22 protein-coding genes are annotated in these 15,190 nt (G+C 48.7%); 13 read left to right on the top strand and 9 right to left on the bottom strand.

Going from position 1 to position 15,190, the window contains the following annotated elements; genetic code table 11:
* From ABDB98_RS11165 to ABDB98_RS11150, 4 genes are all read left to right on the top strand, one after another.
* Complete coding sequence (locus tag ABDB98_RS11165) at positions 1-777, top strand: SDR family NAD(P)-dependent oxidoreductase (protein ID WP_438420171.1); 777 nt, start codon at positions 1-3, stop codon at positions 775-777.
* Positions 778-794: 17 nt separating this feature from the next.
* On the top strand, positions 795-2,144 hold the full coding sequence (gene dsdA, locus ABDB98_RS11160; RefSeq protein WP_438420170.1) for a D-serine ammonia-lyase: 1,350 nt from the start codon (positions 795-797) through the stop codon (positions 2,142-2,144).
* A gap of 75 nt (positions 2,145-2,219) precedes the next feature.
* On the top strand, positions 2,220-3,179 hold the full coding sequence (coaA, locus tag ABDB98_RS11155; RefSeq protein WP_003153290.1) for a type I pantothenate kinase: 960 nt from the start codon (positions 2,220-2,222) through the stop codon (positions 3,177-3,179).
* 24 nt (positions 3,180-3,203) lie between these two features.
* Positions 3,204-3,599, top strand: coding sequence for a VOC family protein (locus tag ABDB98_RS11150; protein ID WP_438422139.1), 396 nt, complete (start codon positions 3,204-3,206; stop codon positions 3,597-3,599).
* 1 nt (position 3,600) lies between these two features.
* Here ABDB98_RS11150 and ABDB98_RS11145 read toward each other — a convergent pair whose 3' ends face one another.
* The 5 genes from ABDB98_RS11145 to ABDB98_RS11125 all read right to left on the bottom strand — a co-directional run bounded on the left by ABDB98_RS11145 (position 3,601) and on the right by ABDB98_RS11125 (position 6,866).
* Positions 3,601-3,768: a DUF4083 family protein gene (locus tag ABDB98_RS11145; protein WP_095241772.1), complete on the bottom strand. Its 168-nt coding sequence runs from the start codon at positions 3,766-3,768 to the stop codon at positions 3,601-3,603.
* 60 nt (positions 3,769-3,828) lie between these two features.
* Positions 3,829-4,899 carry an AI-2E family transporter gene (locus ABDB98_RS11140; RefSeq protein WP_438422137.1) on the bottom strand — a complete coding sequence of 357 codons (1,071 nt, stop codon included), beginning with the start codon at positions 4,897-4,899 and terminating at the stop codon, positions 3,829-3,831.
* A gap of 73 nt (positions 4,900-4,972) precedes the next feature.
* Positions 4,973-5,179, bottom strand: coding sequence for a YqzH family protein (locus tag ABDB98_RS11135; protein ID WP_003153294.1), 207 nt, complete (start codon positions 5,177-5,179; stop codon positions 4,973-4,975).
* Positions 5,180-5,280: 101 nt separating this feature from the next.
* Positions 5,281-5,625: a YolD-like family protein gene (locus ABDB98_RS11130; protein WP_060964844.1), complete on the bottom strand. Its 345-nt coding sequence runs from the start codon at positions 5,623-5,625 to the stop codon at positions 5,281-5,283.
* Positions 5,626-5,639: 14 nt separating this feature from the next.
* Complete coding sequence (locus ABDB98_RS11125) at positions 5,640-6,866, bottom strand: DNA polymerase IV (protein WP_438420169.1); 1,227 nt, start codon at positions 6,864-6,866, stop codon at positions 5,640-5,642.
* Between the two features lie 214 nt (positions 6,867-7,080).
* On the opposite strand from ABDB98_RS11125, the gene ABDB98_RS11120 reads away from it, so the two are divergent.
* From ABDB98_RS11120 to ABDB98_RS11100, 5 genes are all read left to right on the top strand, one after another.
* Entirely contained in the window at positions 7,081-7,551 is a 471-nt protein-coding gene (locus ABDB98_RS11120) for a GNAT family N-acetyltransferase (RefSeq protein ID WP_438420168.1), read from the top strand.
* A 12-nt stretch (positions 7,552-7,563) separates the two neighbouring features.
* A complete protein-coding gene (locus tag ABDB98_RS11115; RefSeq protein ID WP_438420167.1) occupies positions 7,564-7,824 on the top strand; it encodes an antibiotic biosynthesis monooxygenase in 261 nt (86 codons plus the stop codon).
* Positions 7,821-8,789 (top strand): GNAT family N-acetyltransferase, encoded by a 969-nt coding sequence (locus ABDB98_RS11110; RefSeq protein ID WP_438420166.1) that lies wholly within the window; start codon positions 7,821-7,823, stop codon positions 8,787-8,789. The genes ABDB98_RS11115 and ABDB98_RS11110 overlap by 4 nt, the downstream gene beginning before the upstream one ends.
* 71 nt (positions 8,790-8,860) lie before the next feature.
* Complete coding sequence (locus tag ABDB98_RS11105; protein WP_047475681.1) at positions 8,861-9,223, top strand: iron-sulfur cluster biosynthesis family protein; 363 nt, start codon at positions 8,861-8,863, stop codon at positions 9,221-9,223.
* A complete protein-coding gene (locus ABDB98_RS11100) occupies positions 9,198-9,437 on the top strand; it encodes a DUF2552 family protein (RefSeq protein ID WP_003153307.1) in 240 nt (79 codons plus the stop codon). Before ABDB98_RS11105 ends, ABDB98_RS11100 begins: the two co-directional genes overlap by 26 nt.
* 39 nt (positions 9,438-9,476) lie before the next feature.
* On the opposite strand, the gene ABDB98_RS11095 is transcribed toward ABDB98_RS11100, so the two are convergent.
* Positions 9,477-10,391 (bottom strand): alpha/beta hydrolase, encoded by a 915-nt coding sequence (locus ABDB98_RS11095; protein ID WP_438420165.1) that lies wholly within the window; start codon positions 10,389-10,391, stop codon positions 9,477-9,479.
* A 108-nt stretch (positions 10,392-10,499) separates the two neighbouring features.
* Between ABDB98_RS11095 and ABDB98_RS11090 the strand changes: the two genes are divergently transcribed.
* Positions 10,500-10,724: a YqkE family protein gene (locus tag ABDB98_RS11090; RefSeq protein ID WP_016939176.1), complete on the top strand. Its 225-nt coding sequence runs from the start codon at positions 10,500-10,502 to the stop codon at positions 10,722-10,724.
* A 32-nt stretch (positions 10,725-10,756) separates the two neighbouring features.
* Here ABDB98_RS11090 and ABDB98_RS11085 read toward each other — a convergent pair whose 3' ends face one another.
* Positions 10,757-11,677 (bottom strand): aldo/keto reductase, encoded by a 921-nt coding sequence (locus ABDB98_RS11085; RefSeq protein ID WP_438420164.1) that lies wholly within the window; start codon positions 11,675-11,677, stop codon positions 10,757-10,759.
* Between the two features lie 62 nt (positions 11,678-11,739).
* On the bottom strand, positions 11,740-11,862 hold the full coding sequence (mciZ, locus tag ABDB98_RS11080) for a Z-ring formation inhibitor MciZ (protein ID WP_003153315.1): 123 nt from the start codon (positions 11,860-11,862) through the stop codon (positions 11,740-11,742).
* 78 nt (positions 11,863-11,940) lie between these two features.
* Between mciZ and ABDB98_RS11075 the strand changes: the two genes are divergently transcribed.
* Both ABDB98_RS11075 and ABDB98_RS11070 read left to right on the top strand, forming a co-directional pair.
* Positions 11,941-12,495 (top strand): NUDIX hydrolase, encoded by a 555-nt coding sequence (locus ABDB98_RS11075; protein WP_047475684.1) that lies wholly within the window; start codon positions 11,941-11,943, stop codon positions 12,493-12,495.
* Positions 12,495-13,658: a TIGR00375 family protein gene (locus ABDB98_RS11070; protein WP_438420163.1), complete on the top strand. Its 1,164-nt coding sequence runs from the start codon at positions 12,495-12,497 to the stop codon at positions 13,656-13,658. The genes ABDB98_RS11075 and ABDB98_RS11070 overlap by 1 nt, the downstream gene beginning before the upstream one ends.
* Before the next feature lie 9 nt (positions 13,659-13,667).
* Here the strand turns inward: ABDB98_RS11070 and ABDB98_RS11065 are convergent, their stop codons facing one another.
* Entirely contained in the window at positions 13,668-14,021 is a 354-nt protein-coding gene (locus ABDB98_RS11065) for a helix-turn-helix domain-containing protein (protein ID WP_016939172.1), read from the bottom strand.
* A gap of 175 nt (positions 14,022-14,196) precedes the next feature.
* Here ABDB98_RS11065 and ABDB98_RS11060 point away from each other — a divergent pair, with 175 nt between their 5' ends.
* Positions 14,197-15,186 carry a type I asparaginase gene (locus ABDB98_RS11060; RefSeq protein WP_016939171.1) on the top strand — a complete coding sequence of 330 codons (990 nt, stop codon included), beginning with the start codon at positions 14,197-14,199 and terminating at the stop codon, positions 15,184-15,186.
* Positions 15,187-15,190: the final 4 nt, after the last annotated feature.

Here is a 15,190-nt window from a genome sequence, read left to right as displayed (position 1 = left end):
ATGGGCAGATTAACGGATAAGCGGATTTGGATCACCGGGGCATCCGGCGGACTCGGAGAACGGCTTGCATATTCCTGCGCGGCAGAAGGGGCTCATGTTTTTTTATCCGCAAGGCGGGAGGACCGCTTGCAGGAAGTAAAAAAAACGATTACTTCGCGGGGCGGACAGTGTGATGTCATTCCGTTTGACGTCCGGCATGCAGAAGAGGCTGAAAACGTAAGGCGTTTGATCGGTCATGTTGACGTATTAATCAATAACGCCGGGTTCGGCATTTTTGAAACTGCCGCTGATGCATCTTTGGATGATATGAAGGCGATGTTTGAAGTCAATGTATTCGGATTAATTGCCTGTACGAAAGCCTGTCTTCCGGTGATGCTTCACGCCAAAAGCGGCCATATTATCAATATCGCTTCACAGGCCGGCAAACTGGCGACGCCGAAATCAAGCCTTTATTCCGCTACGAAACACGCCGTTTTAGGGTATTCCAATGCGCTGCGGCTTGAGCTGGCCGGTTCGGGTGTAGCTGTGACAACGGTTAATCCCGGCCCGATCAAAACAGACTTCTTTACAATTGCAGATAAAGAGGGCGGTTATGTGAAAAGCGTCGGCAGGTGGATGCTTGATGCCGACTATGTGGCAGAGCGCATTACGTCCGTGATTTTGACGGATAAACGGGAAATGAATCTTCCGCGATGGATGAGTTTCGGGACGAAGCTGTATCAGCTTTTCCCATCGTTTACAGAAAAACTGGCCGGCCGCGCATTAAAGAAAAAGTAACAAGGGGGAGACAGCAAATGTCCAATCGGGATATACGCACGGCATTGATGGAAGAGCCTTTAGTCAGACAAATGGCGGAGGCGCGGGAAGTATTTTGGATCAACCCGCATAAAACCGATGATCCCGTAATACATGGCGCTGAATGGGAAAAGGAGATTGCCGAAGCGGAAGAAAGGCTGCGCCGGTTTGCGCCTTATATCGCGTCGGCTTTTCCGGAGACGGAAGAGGCGGGGGGCCTCATTGAATCTCCGCTTGTCTTGATTAATGAAATGAAGAAGCGTCTGGAACACAGCGCCGCTCAGGCTTTTCCCGGACGCCTGCTTTTGAAGTGCGACCATCAACTTCCGATTTCCGGTTCCATTAAAGCGCGCGGCGGGATTTACGAAGTGCTGAAGCATGCCGAAGATCTCGCGGTAAAAGCGGGAATGCTCTCAGCAGACGACGATTACAGCATATTGACTGAGGAACGGTTTACCGCTTTTTTCTCGAAATATTCTATAGCCGTTGGTTCTACGGGCAATTTAGGTTTGAGTATCGGCATAATCGGCGCGAAGCTCGGTTTTTGTGTGACCGTGCATATGTCGAGTGACGCCAAGCAGTGGAAAAAAGAGCTGCTCCGGGAAAAAGGGGTTCGGGTCATCGAATACGAAGCAGACTACAGTCTGGCTGTCAAAGAAGGGCGCATTCAGGCGGAGCAGGACCCTTATTGTTATTTTATTGATGATGAGCATTCCCGGGATCTGTTTTTAGGGTATGCAGTTGCGGGAAGCCGTGTAAAAAAGCAGCTGGATCAAATGAACATTAAGCCTGCTGCAGATGAGCCGCTTTTCGTCTATCTGCCGTGCGGGGTCGGAGGAGGCCCAGGCGGCGTCGCGCTCGCCCTAAAGCTGATCTATGGCGAACATGTCCATATTTTTTTCGGTGAGCCGACGCATTCACCGTGTATGCTGTTAGGCCTGTTTTCCGGCTTGCATGACGGAATCAGCGTGCAGGATATCGGTCTTGATAATCAAACGGCCGCCGACGGACTTGCGGTGGGAAGGCCGTCCGGACTGGCCGGCCCTCTGATGGAACCTATACTCAGCGGCTGTTATACCGCCGATGACGGCACGCTTTTTTCGCTGCTCTATCAATTAAGAGCCGCCGAGAATAAGAGCCTTGAGCCTTCTGCCCTCGCCGGCATGGCAGGAGCTGTCAAGTTCGTTCAGACTGAAGCGGGTAACCGTTACATAAAAGAGCGGGGGCTTGAGATGGAAAATGCCGTGCACCTTGTGTGGAGCACCGGCGGGAGCATGGTTCCGGAGAAGGAAATGGAAGAGTACAGCAAGCTCGGTTCCTCATTTGCGAAAAAAATGGGCAGACAGTAGATCGGTTTTCCGTTACAATCTTTGTAAGCGTTTGTTTTTTTACCGGAAAGCCATACAGAGAGATTGGTGTGAATTGTGAAAAGTAAAGAATTGAACTTACATACATTGTACACGCAGCACAGCCGCGAGTCTTGGGCCGGATTCGGCGGTCATCTTTCCATTGCCGTTTCAGAAGAAGAAGCCAAGGCCGTAGAGGGGCTGAATGACTACCTATCGGTGGAAGAAGTAGAAACGATTTATATTCCGCTTGTGCGCCTGCTCCATCTTCATGTCACGTCTGCTGCAAGACGGAATCAGCATGTCAACGTGTTTTTGAAGCATCCGCATTCAGCGAAAATCCCGTTTATCATCGGAATCGCGGGCAGCGTCGCCGTCGGTAAAAGCACCACCGCAAGAATTTTGCAAAAGCTTCTTTCCCGTCTGCCTGACAGGCCGAAGGTGAGCCTGGTGACAACTGACGGTTTCTTGTATCCGACGGCGGAATTAAAAAGGAAAAACCTTCTGTCCAGAAAGGGATTCCCAGAAAGTTACGACGTGAAAGCGCTGCTAGAGTTTCTGAATGATATAAAATCAGGGAAAGAGAGAGTGGAGGCGCCCGTATATTCCCATCTTACGTATGACAGGGAAGAGGGCGCCGTCGAAGTGGTCGAAGGTGCGGATATCGTTATTATCGAAGGAATCAACGTCTTGCAGTCGCCGACCTTAGAGGACGACAGGGAAGATCCGCGGATTTTTGTATCGGATTTCTTTGATTTTTCAATTTATGTGGATGCCGAAGAAAGTCGGATTTTTACGTGGTATTTGGAGCGTTTCCGTCTTTTGAGGGAAACCGCTTTTCAGGACCCGGCCTCTTATTTTCATAAATTTAAGGATTTATCTGATGCAGAAGCGGATACCATGGCCGCCTCCATTTGGGAGAGCGTCAACCGTCCGAATCTGTATGAAAATATTCTGCCGACAAAATTCAGGTCGGATTTGATTTTGAGAAAAGGTGACGGCCATAAAGTTGAAGAGGTGCTGGTAAGGCGTGTGTGATGTGAGGAGGAAGCGAATATGATGATGCATCATATTGAATTGTATGTATCTGACTTGAAAGCCTCCGCCCGGTTTTGGGGATGGTTTTTAGGTGAGCTCGGTTATACGGAATTTCAAAATTGGGACTCCGGCATCAGCTGGAAAAACGCAGGATTTTATGTTGTGCTTGTTCAGACAAAGGAGCGTTTTTTAACACCGGAGTACCACAGATGCCGGGTCGGGCTGAACCATCTGGCTTTTCATGCTGCATCAAGAGAGCAGGTTGACGAGATGACAGAAAAGCTGCTTGCCAGAGGATGCACCGTGCTTTACAGGGACCGCCATCCATATGCAGGCGGAAGCACGCATTACGCCGTATTCACGGAAGACCCGGATCGGATAAAGGTAGAGCTGGCTGCTCCTGCCTCTGATTCTGAATGAACTATACCTTTTCGTTTTTTTCTTCGCGCAGCGCGTCGAGTTTCTTTTCGATTCTGTCCAATTGTATGCGGCGCTTGTTCAAGCTTCTGAATACATATATCACGGCAAACAGGAAAACCGCGGCTGCGGCGAATGAAATCAATTGAAAAATGACATCACCGATGTTCATCTTTTTACCTCCGTGTGCGGCGGGCTTCCTCAGCCCGTCGTTTTTCATTTTAGTGTCTCTCTAGCCTTGTTTTTTTCTCAGTATGAACAGTTTCTGCATGTGGCTTATGATCACCTTTGCAACCGCATATCCCGGAATGGCCAGCAGCATCCCGGCAATTCCTGAGAATTTGCCGGCGGCAAGCAGAAGAAAAATAATGGTCAGCGGGTGAATGTCCAGCTTCCGGCCCATAATTTGCGGGGAAATCAGCTGGCTTTCAAGCTGCTGGACAATGACGACAACCGTAATCACAAGCACCGCCTGCGTCGGTGAGTCGAACAATCCGACAATGACTCCGGGAAATGTGCCGATCCAAGGTCCGATAAACGGAATCAGGTTTGTCACCATGGCGAACGCGCCCAGAACGAGCGGATAATCGAGCCCGATGATGAAATAGCCGATCGTGACGAGAACGCCGACACAGAAACTGACGAGCAGCTGTCCTTGTATGTATGAACTGAGAGCCTCATCCATGTCCCGAAGGATTTGTTTTCCTTCCTTTTGATGTTTTTCCGGAAGAAGCCGGAGCAGCCGCCGGGGCGCTTTATTTCCTTCTTTTAACATATAATACAGCGCAAACGGAATAATGGCGGCGGTGATGGCGGCATTGGCCGCCGCACCGGCCAGGCTGCTGAGAGAATCAGCGATTGAACCGGAATAATTTGCGGCTTTGTCTGCTAATTTTTTGAAGGAATCCTCATGCTGAAGCCGGGAAAACCATTTACTGTCCTGGAGATGCCCGATCCAATTTTCAGCTTTTGCGGAAAGCTCGGGAATGTGATCTGTGAAGGCTGTAAACTGTTTTTGAACGGCAGGGCCCGCCGTGTAAAGGAAGAGGACAAAAAGGCCGGCTGTTCCCGCATAAATCGCTAAAATCGCGATTCCTTCGGGCAGCTTTAATTTCGCATGCAGCACTTTGACGAGCGGGCGGCACAAATAGTAAAGGACGCCCGATAATACAATGGGCGGAAACAAGGTTTTAACCGTAATCACAACAGGCTGGAACAAAAAGTCTATCAATGTTCCGAGATAAATGATGAGAAATAACAGAAGAACGGCATAGCCGATCTTGAAATAAGGCCCGACAGGCATATTCTGCACCACGCAATCTTTAAGGGTTTACTCTCGATCGTTTCCCTTATCGCCCGGCGCATAAACGTCCGTGTCAGGAGAACTGCCCCTGATTGGTGACATAATCGTAGATAATATCTTCTACATGGGCATGGAGGTCCTCATCGGGTTCTTCGTTCCTTCTTTCTTCCAAAGCTTTTTTCAAACTCTGTTTTTCATAGGGGCTCAGCGGATCTGTCGACACATTCCGTCCATACTGGCGGAGGGCCTGTCCCAGCATTTTTTCTATAAATTGATCCATCGTATATTCTCCTATTCTTATCATTCATCTTTATTCTACTAAATATCATGTGATCCTCCCACTCTTCTATCATATTTTCTGTCAGGACGATTTAGGTTCTTTTATTCCAGTTCAGCTGAGAGAATAAGATGAAACGGCAGGGTTAACGCATCTTCATCGTTTATGATTTTTAAACGTTTTTCGTCATGCTTCACTTGTTTTACCCATCCCCAAAACCGGCGGGGGCCGTGTGCGGAAGCGTAGGTGACTGAGATGGCCCTGTCTTCTTCAATCGACGCCGCAATGATGCGGTTCATGTCGTTCATTTGCTCTTCGCTCAGTTCCGGCGGCCGGAATTCCCGTTCTTTTCGTTTCTTTGCAAGCAGCTGCTCCCGATGTTCGGGGAGCATCATCCGGCTTGACTCCCACATGACATTATATCCGGGTGTTAATTTGTTCGGATTCATGTATATCACCTCAATTATTTGTAATGCCCGCCGATTTTTTCAGCCCGGTGAAAGGCTTGGCCGGCCTCTGTCAGCGACGCGGCATGGAGGAGCGACGCCGGGCCGTACCGTTCATGGATATCATCCAATACTTTGCCGAGACTGATCTTTTTTTCCTGGGCATCGAACAGGCTCAGCTGAACATAATCACAGGGCTCCAGCTGGGAAAGGGAGACGCCGGCGCTGCGGACGGGCTCCCCGTTCCAATGCTCTTTAAAGAGCTTGACCGCCGTTTTAAAAATATCCATTCCGAAATTGGTCGGAGAGACGAGCTTTCTCTGTCTGTGAAAACCTGAAGGGAAATCAAAATCGGCGCCCCTGATGCTGACTGAAACCGTATGGCCGATGTATTGTTTAAAACGGGCGCGGCGGGCCACTTCTTCGCTTAACTCCAGCAATACGACTTTGATATCCTCAAAGCGGCTGTAGTCTCTCGGAAGGGTCATGTTATGGCCGATCGCTTTTTGCCGGCTGTGCGTGTTGACGGTGACCGGAGAGGGATCGATGCCGCGGGCTGTCCGCTGAAGCAATTCGCCATTAATGCCCCAGCGCTTTTTCAGCAGTTCGGGAGGATGCCCGGCAAGCCCGCCGATTGTGCTGATGCCCATCCGCCTTAAATGATGCTCCATCCGTTTTCCGATGCCGAATAATTTTCCGACCGGCAGCGGCCACAGATCCTGCCTGATATTTGACATATCCAATCTGTGAATGCCGGATGCGTTTTTTTTGGCAAAATGGTCGCAAGCCATTTTCGCAAGCGCCTTATTCGGCCCGATGCCGACACGGGCATAAATACCGAATTCACGCATAATCGCTTGTTGAATGTTTTTGGCGATTGTAAAAGGATCACCGAACAGCCGCCTGCTCCCGGTCACGTCGAGAAACTGCTCATCAATGGAGTAGGGTTCTACAAGATCGGTATACCGCTCGAACAGCTCGGTAATCATAACGGAGACATCAATATACCGCTGCATCCGCGGACGGACGATAACGGCGTCTGGACATTTGGCCTGCGCTTCCCCCAGCCGTTCAGCGTTTTTTACGCCGTATCGTTTGGCGAGCGGACAAGCCGCAAGCACGACGCCGCTGCGTCTTTCGGGATCTCCCGAGACAATGACGGGCCGGTTTTTAAGATGAGGCGCTTCCGCTTTTTCCACAGACGCATAAAACGATTGCATATCAACAAGAAGAATATCAGCCATAAAAAACCTCCGGGAACGTTTGTTCTGTTTTTCATTTTACCCGAACAATGACCGCGTTTATACTGGTAAATCATTCCCCGGTTGGAAGACGGGCTGATTCGTCCGCTTGAAAAGAAATCATTTACAATTGCAAACAACCCACATATAATTTTTTATATTCCAATGAAAGAAGCTGACATTCATTTTGCCGGACGAAAAGGAGAGTCAATCGATTATGGATATTCGAACAATTACCTCTGAAGACTATGAAATGGTTACGTCTGTTTTGAATGAATGGTGGGGCGGCAGGCAGATGAAAGACAAACTGCCGCGCTTGTTTTTTGAACATTTTCAGGACACAAGCTTTATTACGTTCGGGCCGGAGGGAATGACCGGTTTTTTAATCGGGTTTCAGTCACAATCAGACCCTGAGACGGCATATATTCATTTTTCCGGTGTGCATCCGGATTTCAGAAAAATGCAAATTGGAAAACAGCTCTATGACCGATTTATAGAGACGGTGAAAGAAAGGGGCTGCACAAAAGTCAATTGCGTGACGGCGCCTGTCAATAAAGTATCAATCGCCTATCATACAAAGTTAGGCTTTGAAGCTGAAAAAGGAACCAAAACCGTAAACGGAATCCCTGTTTTTGCGAATTATGACGGTCCGGGCCAGGATCGGATTCTGTTTGTGAAATACATATAGAGGAGGCCGAAAATGGGTTTTTTAGCTGACACGCCCAACCCGCCTTATGATGCGGTCATTTTTTCATCAATCAAGAGAGAATATGATGAGGAATATGAACAAACGGCAGAGCGCATCACGGTTTCCTGCTGGGACAGCATGGATGCGATTAAACGGTGGAAAGACCGGGCGGCAAAACAAAAAGGAAAAATCGCCTGGTATGAAGCGTACGCGGTCCGCATGACGAGGACGGAGCCGCAGCGGATGTTTGCGTCAAAAGGAGCGGAAGATTGATTGCATTTTTACAGCATAAAGAAGAACAGACGGCGCGGGAAATTGCGGCGGTTCAGCGCTGCTCTTATCAAAAAGAAGCCGAGCTGATCGGCTTTTTCGGCATTCCCGGGCTGCATGAAACAGCCGAAGACATACAGCGGTCACAGGAGACGTTTGCCGGTTTCAGAGTAAAAGATCGGCTCGCAGGCGTCATTTCGTATGAAAAAAAGGGATATGATCTTGTCATATGCCGGCTGACGGTGCACCCGTCCGGCTTTCGGAAAGGAATCGGACGGGCGCTCATTCAATTTGTGTTAGACGAGAACCGGGACGCCCAAAAAATAGAGACGGCTACCGCCAGCCAAAACGTTCCGGCAGTCTCTCTCTATTTAAAAGCAGGGTTCACGGAAGCCGGACAGACTGAGACGCCGGAAGGGCTGACTCTCTCATTTTTTCATCTTTATCCGAAGAGAAAAGCGGAAGTGATTCCGCATCAGCCGGAATGGAAAGAGATGTTTGAAAGAGAAAAGGCGGATTTGATCCGAATCTTCGGCCGCGCACTCCATTCGGTCAGCCACATCGGCAGCACCTCCATCCCCGGGATGGCCGCAAAACCCGTCATCGATATACTGGCGGAGGTCAACAATATTTCGGATGCTGACCGATTCAGTCCGCAGTTGGAAGCACTCGGCTATGAGGCGAAAGGAGAAAACGGGATAGAAGGCCGGCGTTTCTTTCAAAAAGGCGGCAACAGGCGCACACACCACGTCCACATATACGAAACAGGCCATCCGGACGCGGGGCGTCATCTGCTGTTCCGGGATTACCTCACCGCAAAGCCTGAAAAAGCGGCTCAATACATGAAGCTGAAAAAGCGGCTCGCTGAGACATACCCGTACGATATGGCAAAGTATATTGAAGGGAAAAAGGACTGGATCAAGGCGGCTGAACAAGAGGCAAAGGACTGGGAGAGCGGGCTGCTGTAAAGAAAGCAGAAACAATGCATACAGCGGTCCGGTATGCTACAATGGCGAAAATGAAAAACGGAGGATCACCTATGCAAATACATGTGACGGATGCGGCGAAACACACGCTTTTGCAGGCGATGGACGCCAACCCGGAGAAAAAAGCGCAGCTCCGCTATGACGCAGAAGGCTGCGGGTGCGCGGTCAGCGGCGTGCCGGCCATCTGGCTGGCGGACGAATTAACGGGACAATGCGAACGCATTGAAACCAACGGACTTCCGCTTTACATCCAGACCTCTCAAAAAGTGTTTTTTGACGAGGAAATGACAATCGATTACAATGAAAAGGCAAAAACGCTCGTCTTAAAAAGCCCGGCAGAAATGCTGAGCCCGAGAATGAGCATATTAGTAAAGCAGGGAGAAACTGAAAGTGAATCAAAAGCTGAAAGCCATTAAACAGACGGCACAGCATAAAACGTGGGTATCCTTTTTGAACAACAACCATCCGTACAGTCTGCTGCACTGGTCCATCGGGGGCGCTGAATCCGTACAAAAGGATGTCTGGCTGCTTCAGGATGAGATGACCTTCAAAGCGCAGGAGTTTACGACAATCGACCTCGCCATTGACTGGATCGGAGAAAATATGGACGGGATTACCGACGTTTTATGATGGGAAAGCGAAAGAACCAGTATACGTTCTTTCGCTTTTTTACGTTTGCGTTACGGTATCTAAAAAGGTTTGCACGGCTTTGCGGTAGCTCTCCGGATTTTTGGTGTACGACATGGCATGCCCGCCCGATTCGGCCAGATACAGCATCTTCGGGCCGCGTTTTCTGCGGTGCAGCATTTCGGAGGAAGCGGGAGGTATATAATCATCCTCCTTACTGTGGATAAACAGAACGGGCTGCCGGATGCGGCTGATAACCGATAAAGGCGAGACATCACGGATGCGGTATCCTTCTCTCACCAGCAAAAAGAAATCAGCCAAAGGCAGCAGCGGCCACCGAGGCAGCCGGAATTCCCGCTTCAGTCTGTAGGCTAACTGATCGTGAAAACTTGCGAACGGACAGTCCGCAATATAAAAATCAGCGCCGTCTCCATTCTGATGATCTCCCGCGTATAATAAGGCCGTCACCGCTCCCATTGATTCGCCGTGGACACCGATTTGACCGCCGTCCCCGGTTTTGTTTCTCACCCAATTCACGGCTTCTTCCAAATCATCTTTTTCAAAATAACCGTAGCTCGTTGTTCGGCCGCCGCTTTTTCCGTGCCGGCGGTGGTCATACACGAGCACATTCCAGCCTAAATCCAGAAACAAATCCATGTATTTCAATGAATTAAACAAATTGACGGTAACACCGTGACAAATAATCATCGTGTTTGCCGTATGATGCGGGGCGATGTAAAAGCCTTTGATCTCATACCCGTGGCGTGACAAGATGACGGCCTCTTCTTTTTCCATGGCCTGAAAGGAATCAAATACCCCACGCCAGTCTGCCGTTTCTCTTTTCATGATGTCTTCATCCGTCTTTTTCTTCATAAACATGATCAGATTCGTAAAAGCAAATCCGGCGGCCAAAAAGACAGCGCAAGCCGAACCGAACACCGCTAGCCATTTTTTCATGCAGACACCCTCCTTTAATATGAAAAATCCTTCCCTCTGAACGTTGCCGGCCTCCGCGCTCCATGGTACACTTGCTTCACCATTATTCAGATACGGGGGGCATAATTGATGAAAAAGCAGCTGCCTAAAGAAAAACACAGCTTAAAAGACAATCTGGAGGAAGATCTGAAGGCCAGGCTTTTGCAAATGAAAAGTGAGCTGAAGGAAGAAGACGAGAAAAAACAAGCGCAGCAAAAGGCGGAACAAATCAGAAAACGAAAAGAAAAAGAAAAAAATAAAAGCTTTGAAGAGCTGCTGAATGAAAGCAGTCTCGATTGGCACAAATATAAATAAACCGGCATCTGACAAGGTGCCGGTTTTATTGTTTAAGAACGATGGGCTTCGTATACGTCCTGTTTTGTATGGTATTGCAGGGCTTTGATTTCCTGACTGCTTAAACGCCGGGCCTCTAGAGCCGAACAGTTTTCTCTCAGCTGCTCAGGCGAGCTTGCTCCGGTGATGACAGAAGCAACGGCCGGCTGTGAAAGCAAGTATTGAAGAGAAAGCTCCGTCATGCTCAGATCAGGCACGGCAGCGTTAATCGCTTTTTTGGTTTCTGCCAGTTCTTCGAAAGAATATGTTAAATAGCCGTTCTCTTTTACGCTTGCGGCCGCTTGATCGAGCGGTTTTTCCGTAAGAAGCCCTTTAGCGACAGGCCCTCTGGCAACGACGCTGATTCCGTTCTCCTCTAAAAGGGGAAGCCACTCCTCGGGACGCCGGTCCAGCAGGCTGTATTGCATCATAATACTTGTGATATTTGATTTTTTCACATATTCTTTAATGACATTCGGACGAATCGAGGAAATGCCGTAATACCGGATGACACCTTCCTGTTTTAAGTCCTCGAACGCTTCGATCGTTTCATCAATCTGATCCTCCATCGTGCCGCCATGCAGCTGATAAAGGTCGATATAGTCCGTTTTCAGCCGGCGCAGACTGTTTTTGACCGCTTCTTTTATGTATCCTTTGGAAGCGTCCCAATGCCAGCCGTCTTTCTCATCATTCCAGCGGTTTCCGGCTTTCGTGGCTAAAATGATGTCGTGTCTGCGGTTTTTGACGGCCTCCCCGACGATTTCCTCATTTCTGCCGAAATCATAAAGATCAGCGGTATCTAAATAATTGATTCCAAGCTCGATCGCTTCATCCAAAATAGACAGCGCCTTAGCTTTATCCGTGCCGAGCGACATACAGCCGAGCCCGATTTCGCTTATTTCTAAATCAGAACGTCCCAATTTGCGTTTTCTCATCATTTTGCTCCTTTTTATGGTCTTTTATTGACCGTAATATAAAGGCGCGAAGTTTTCAACTGTTAAGGCCCGGTGATCCAATCTCCGACATAGCGGAATGTCCGTCCGTACTCTTTCAATTTAGCCCGCACTTCCCAAGCCTTTCCGACCAATACGATGCTCTTATCCTTCCGGTACACCTTCAATCGAAAAGCACCTCCCTCTTATGCATGTATGATAAAATATATGAGGCATAATAGAGAGACAGAACGGGAGATGACATGATGAAACATTTAGAAGAAAAAACACTTGCGAAGAAAAAGCTGTATGACGGGAAAGTCATAGATCTTTACTTAGAGGATGTAGAGCTCCCGAACGGAAAAACAAGCAAGCGGGAAATCGTCAAACATCCGGGAGCAGTGGCCGTACTTGCGATAACCGAAGAAGGAAAAATCATTTTGGTGAACCAGTTCAGAAAACCGCTGGAACGGACAATCGTTGAAATTCCGGCCGGCAAGCTGGAAAAAGGAGAAGAGCCCGAACATACCGCATTAAGAGAGCTCGAAGAAGAAACGGGATATACGGCGGAAACCTTGACGAAAATCACCGCTTTTTATACATCACCCGGATTTGCTGATGAAATTGTGCATCTCTTTCTTGCTGAAGGGCTTTCGTTGCTTGAAGAAAAGCGCGAACTGGATGAGGATGAATTTGTCGAAGTGATGCAGGTCACGCTTGAAGAGGCCGTGAAGCTGGTTGAATCCCGCCAGGTGTATGACGCTAAAACGGCATACGCGATTCAGTATCTCCAGCTGAAAGAAGCGCTGAAGGAAAAATGATGAAAACCGTTTATGCGGATCTGCATATTCATATCGGGCGCACCTATACGGGGAGACCGGTCAAAATCACCGGGGCTAAAACATTGACGCTGCAGCGGATTTTGGAAGAAGCAAGCGAGGGGAAGGGAATTGAGCTTTTGGGCATCATCGACTGCCATTCCCCGGAAGTCATGGAAGAAATCGAGCACGGAATTGATGAAGGCAGATACCGTGAGCTGAAAGAAGGCGGCATCCGTTATCGGAATACGACGCTTCTGTTGGGCAGTGAGCTTGAAATTTATGACCACACATGCCGCGGGCCGATTCACGTTCTCGTCTTTATGCCGGCTCTTGCCGAAATGAAGATGTTTTCTGAGTGGCTCGCAAAAAGGCTTAAAAATATCCATCTCAGTTCCCAGCGCATTTACGAGACCGGTTTGAATCTTCAAAAGAAAACAAAGGAATTGGGCGGGCTGTTTATCCCCGCCCACATGTTCACCCCGCATAAAAGCCTGTACGGAAAAGGGGTCAGATCTTCTTTGACAGAAGTTTTCGACCCGGCGCTTATTGACGCGGCGGAACTCGGATTAAGCTGCGACACTGACATGGCTTCACGGTTAACGGAACTTGATCCGTATACATTTTTAACAAATTCTGATGCACATTCCTTGGGGAAAATCGGCAGAGAATATAATGAAATGCTTCTGAAGGAAGCGAACTTTACGGAATTTTCGCTGGCTCTAAAAGGGAAGGGCGGAAGAAAAATCACGGCGAATTACGGACTGAACCCGAAGCTCGGGAAGTATTACAGGACGGCTTGCGACCGCTGCGGCAGCCCGGCTGAAAAAGGAGCTTTAAAATGTACGGAATGCGGCGGGAAAACAATGACAAAAGGGGTCAGTGAACGGCTGGAGGAACTGAGCGGACCGAAAAAAAGCCGCGTGCCGCGGCCTCCGTATATTCATCAAATCCCTCTGCAGTTCATTCCCGGGGTCGGGCCGAAAACATTGGAAAAACTAAAGCGGACTTTCGGGACGGAAATGGCGATTCTTCATCAGGCAGAAGAAGAGGACTTGGCACGCGTCGTGCAGCCTAAAATAGCGGCTGTCATTCATAAAGCGCGCACCGGGCAGCTCGCCCTTGAGGCCGGAGGCGGAGGAACATACGGCCGAATCAAGCCGTAAAGCCGGTTTTTAGCGGAGCTCCTCCTGCACCTTTTTTTTCGTGCGGACAAACGCAATCAATTCGATGATTTCATCCTGATTAAGCGGCTCCCCGTCAACGGTCAGTGTGCCGCGGCCTTGTGCGGCTTTTGTTAATTCGATGGTCTGGGCAAACGGCTCCGCCTTTTTTTCAGTGCGCCCCAGTAAATCGTCGCACGTCGTGTCAAACAGATCGGCAAGCGTGCCCAGCGCTTCGAATGACGGGCGCCGGTAGCCTGACTCATACCCGGCGTATGTGCTTTTTGCGATGCCGAGCCGGTCAGCCGTATATTGAAGAGACCAATTTTTCTTTTTTCTCAGTTCAGTTAAACGATCTAAATTCATATTCAAAACCGCTCCTTTTCACTTGAGCAAAATTATATCATATCGATGTGTAAAAGTGTACGCGAATTGAATAATAATCACTTGATTAATTTCATTCGTCTGTCTATAATTTGATTAAAAGTATGCGAAAAGCGAATGCTTAAACATCTTGAGAAATGATGAAGAGGTGCAGGGTATGAAAAAATTATTGCTGTTAACAACCGGAGGAACAATCGCCTCAGTCGAAGGAGAAAACGGGCTTGCACCCGGGGTAAAAGCAGACGAATTGTTAACCTACGTATCAAAACTTGATAACGATTACACGATGGAGACCCATTCGTTAATGAACATCGACAGCACCAATATGCAGCCTGAATACTGGGTCCAAATAGCTGATGCTGTCAAAGAAAAATATGACGCGTACGACGGGTTCGTCATCACGCACGGCACAGACACAATGGCTTATACATCAGCGGCGCTGTCTTATATGCTTCAGCATGCCGATAAACCGATCGTCATTACGGGTTCGCAAATCCCGATTACATTTCAAAAAACCGATGCCAAAAAAAATATCACAGACGCGATCCGCTTCGCATGTGAAGGGGTGGGCGGCGTATACGTTGTATTTGACGGCAGAGTCATTCAAGGCACCCGCGCCATTAAATTAAGAACGAAAAGCTATGACGCATTTGAGAGCATTAACTACCCGTATATCGCGTTTATTACCGAAAACGGAATTGAATACAACAAACACGTGCACATGCCAAAAGATGACGCCTTTACGGTGAACACTTCACTTTGCACGGACGTGTGCCTGCTCAAACTCCATCCGGGGCTTAAACCGGAAATGTTTGACGCGTTAAAGGGGATGTACAAAGGAATCGTCATTGAAAGCTACGGCAGCGGCGGCGTGCCGTTTGAAGGAAGAGACATTCTCGCCAAAGTCAATGAAATGATTGAAAGCGGCATTGTCGTTGTCATTACGACACAATGTCTTGAAGAAGGAGAAGACATGAGTGTCTATGAAGTCGGACGGAGAGTCAATCAAGATCTCATCATCCGTTCAAGAAATATGAACACAGAAGCCATCGTGCCGAAATTAATGTGGGCGCTCGGCCAGTCTCACAATTTGGCCGAAGTCAAAAACATAATGGAGACACCGATCGCAGACGACGTTGTACTGTAAAAAA

Origin of the sequence: Bacillus siamensis, from assembly GCF_051628075.1 — a bacterium.
Lineage (GTDB): Bacteria > Bacillota > Bacilli > Bacillales > Bacillaceae > Bacillus > Bacillus siamensis.
This window is presented reverse-complemented; position numbering and strand designations above follow the sequence as displayed.

Coding starts and splice junctions, on each gene's coding strand:
- ABDB98_RS11165 (WP_438420171.1), top strand. CDS start 1: ATGGGCAGATTAACGGATAAGCGGATTTGGATCACCGGGGCATCCGGC.
- dsdA (WP_438420170.1), top strand. CDS start 795: ATGTCCAATCGGGATATACGCACGGCATTGATGGAAGAGCCTTTAGTC.
- ABDB98_RS11150 (WP_438422139.1), top strand. CDS start 3,204: ATGCATCATATTGAATTGTATGTATCTGACTTGAAAGCCTCCGCCCGG.
- ABDB98_RS11145 (WP_095241772.1), bottom strand. CDS start 3,768: ATGAACATCGGTGATGTCATTTTTCAATTGATTTCATTCGCCGCAGCC.
- ABDB98_RS11140 (WP_438422137.1), bottom strand. CDS start 4,899: ATGCCTGTCGGGCCTTATTTCAAGATCGGCTATGCCGTTCTTCTGTTA.
- ABDB98_RS11135 (WP_003153294.1), bottom strand. CDS start 5,179: ATGGATCAATTTATAGAAAAAATGCTGGGACAGGCCCTCCGCCAGTAT.
- ABDB98_RS11130 (WP_060964844.1), bottom strand. CDS start 5,625: ATGAATCCGAACAAATTAACACCCGGATATAATGTCATGTGGGAGTCA.
- ABDB98_RS11125 (WP_438420169.1), bottom strand. CDS start 6,866: ATGGCTGATATTCTTCTTGTTGATATGCAATCGTTTTATGCGTCTGTG.
- ABDB98_RS11120 (WP_438420168.1), top strand. CDS start 7,081: ATGGATATTCGAACAATTACCTCTGAAGACTATGAAATGGTTACGTCT.
- ABDB98_RS11115 (WP_438420167.1), top strand. CDS start 7,564: ATGGGTTTTTTAGCTGACACGCCCAACCCGCCTTATGATGCGGTCATT.
- ABDB98_RS11105 (WP_047475681.1), top strand. CDS start 8,861: ATGCAAATACATGTGACGGATGCGGCGAAACACACGCTTTTGCAGGCG.
- ABDB98_RS11095 (WP_438420165.1), bottom strand. CDS start 10,391: ATGAAAAAATGGCTAGCGGTGTTCGGTTCGGCTTGCGCTGTCTTTTTG.
- ABDB98_RS11090 (WP_016939176.1), top strand. CDS start 10,500: ATGAAAAAGCAGCTGCCTAAAGAAAAACACAGCTTAAAAGACAATCTG.
- ABDB98_RS11085 (WP_438420164.1), bottom strand. CDS start 11,677: ATGAGAAAACGCAAATTGGGACGTTCTGATTTAGAAATAAGCGAAATC.
- ABDB98_RS11075 (WP_047475684.1), top strand. CDS start 11,941: ATGAAACATTTAGAAGAAAAAACACTTGCGAAGAAAAAGCTGTATGAC.
- ABDB98_RS11070 (WP_438420163.1), top strand. CDS start 12,495: ATGAAAACCGTTTATGCGGATCTGCATATTCATATCGGGCGCACCTAT.
- ABDB98_RS11065 (WP_016939172.1), bottom strand. CDS start 14,021: ATGAATTTAGATCGTTTAACTGAACTGAGAAAAAAGAAAAATTGGTCT.
- ABDB98_RS11060 (WP_016939171.1), top strand. CDS start 14,197: ATGAAAAAATTATTGCTGTTAACAACCGGAGGAACAATCGCCTCAGTC.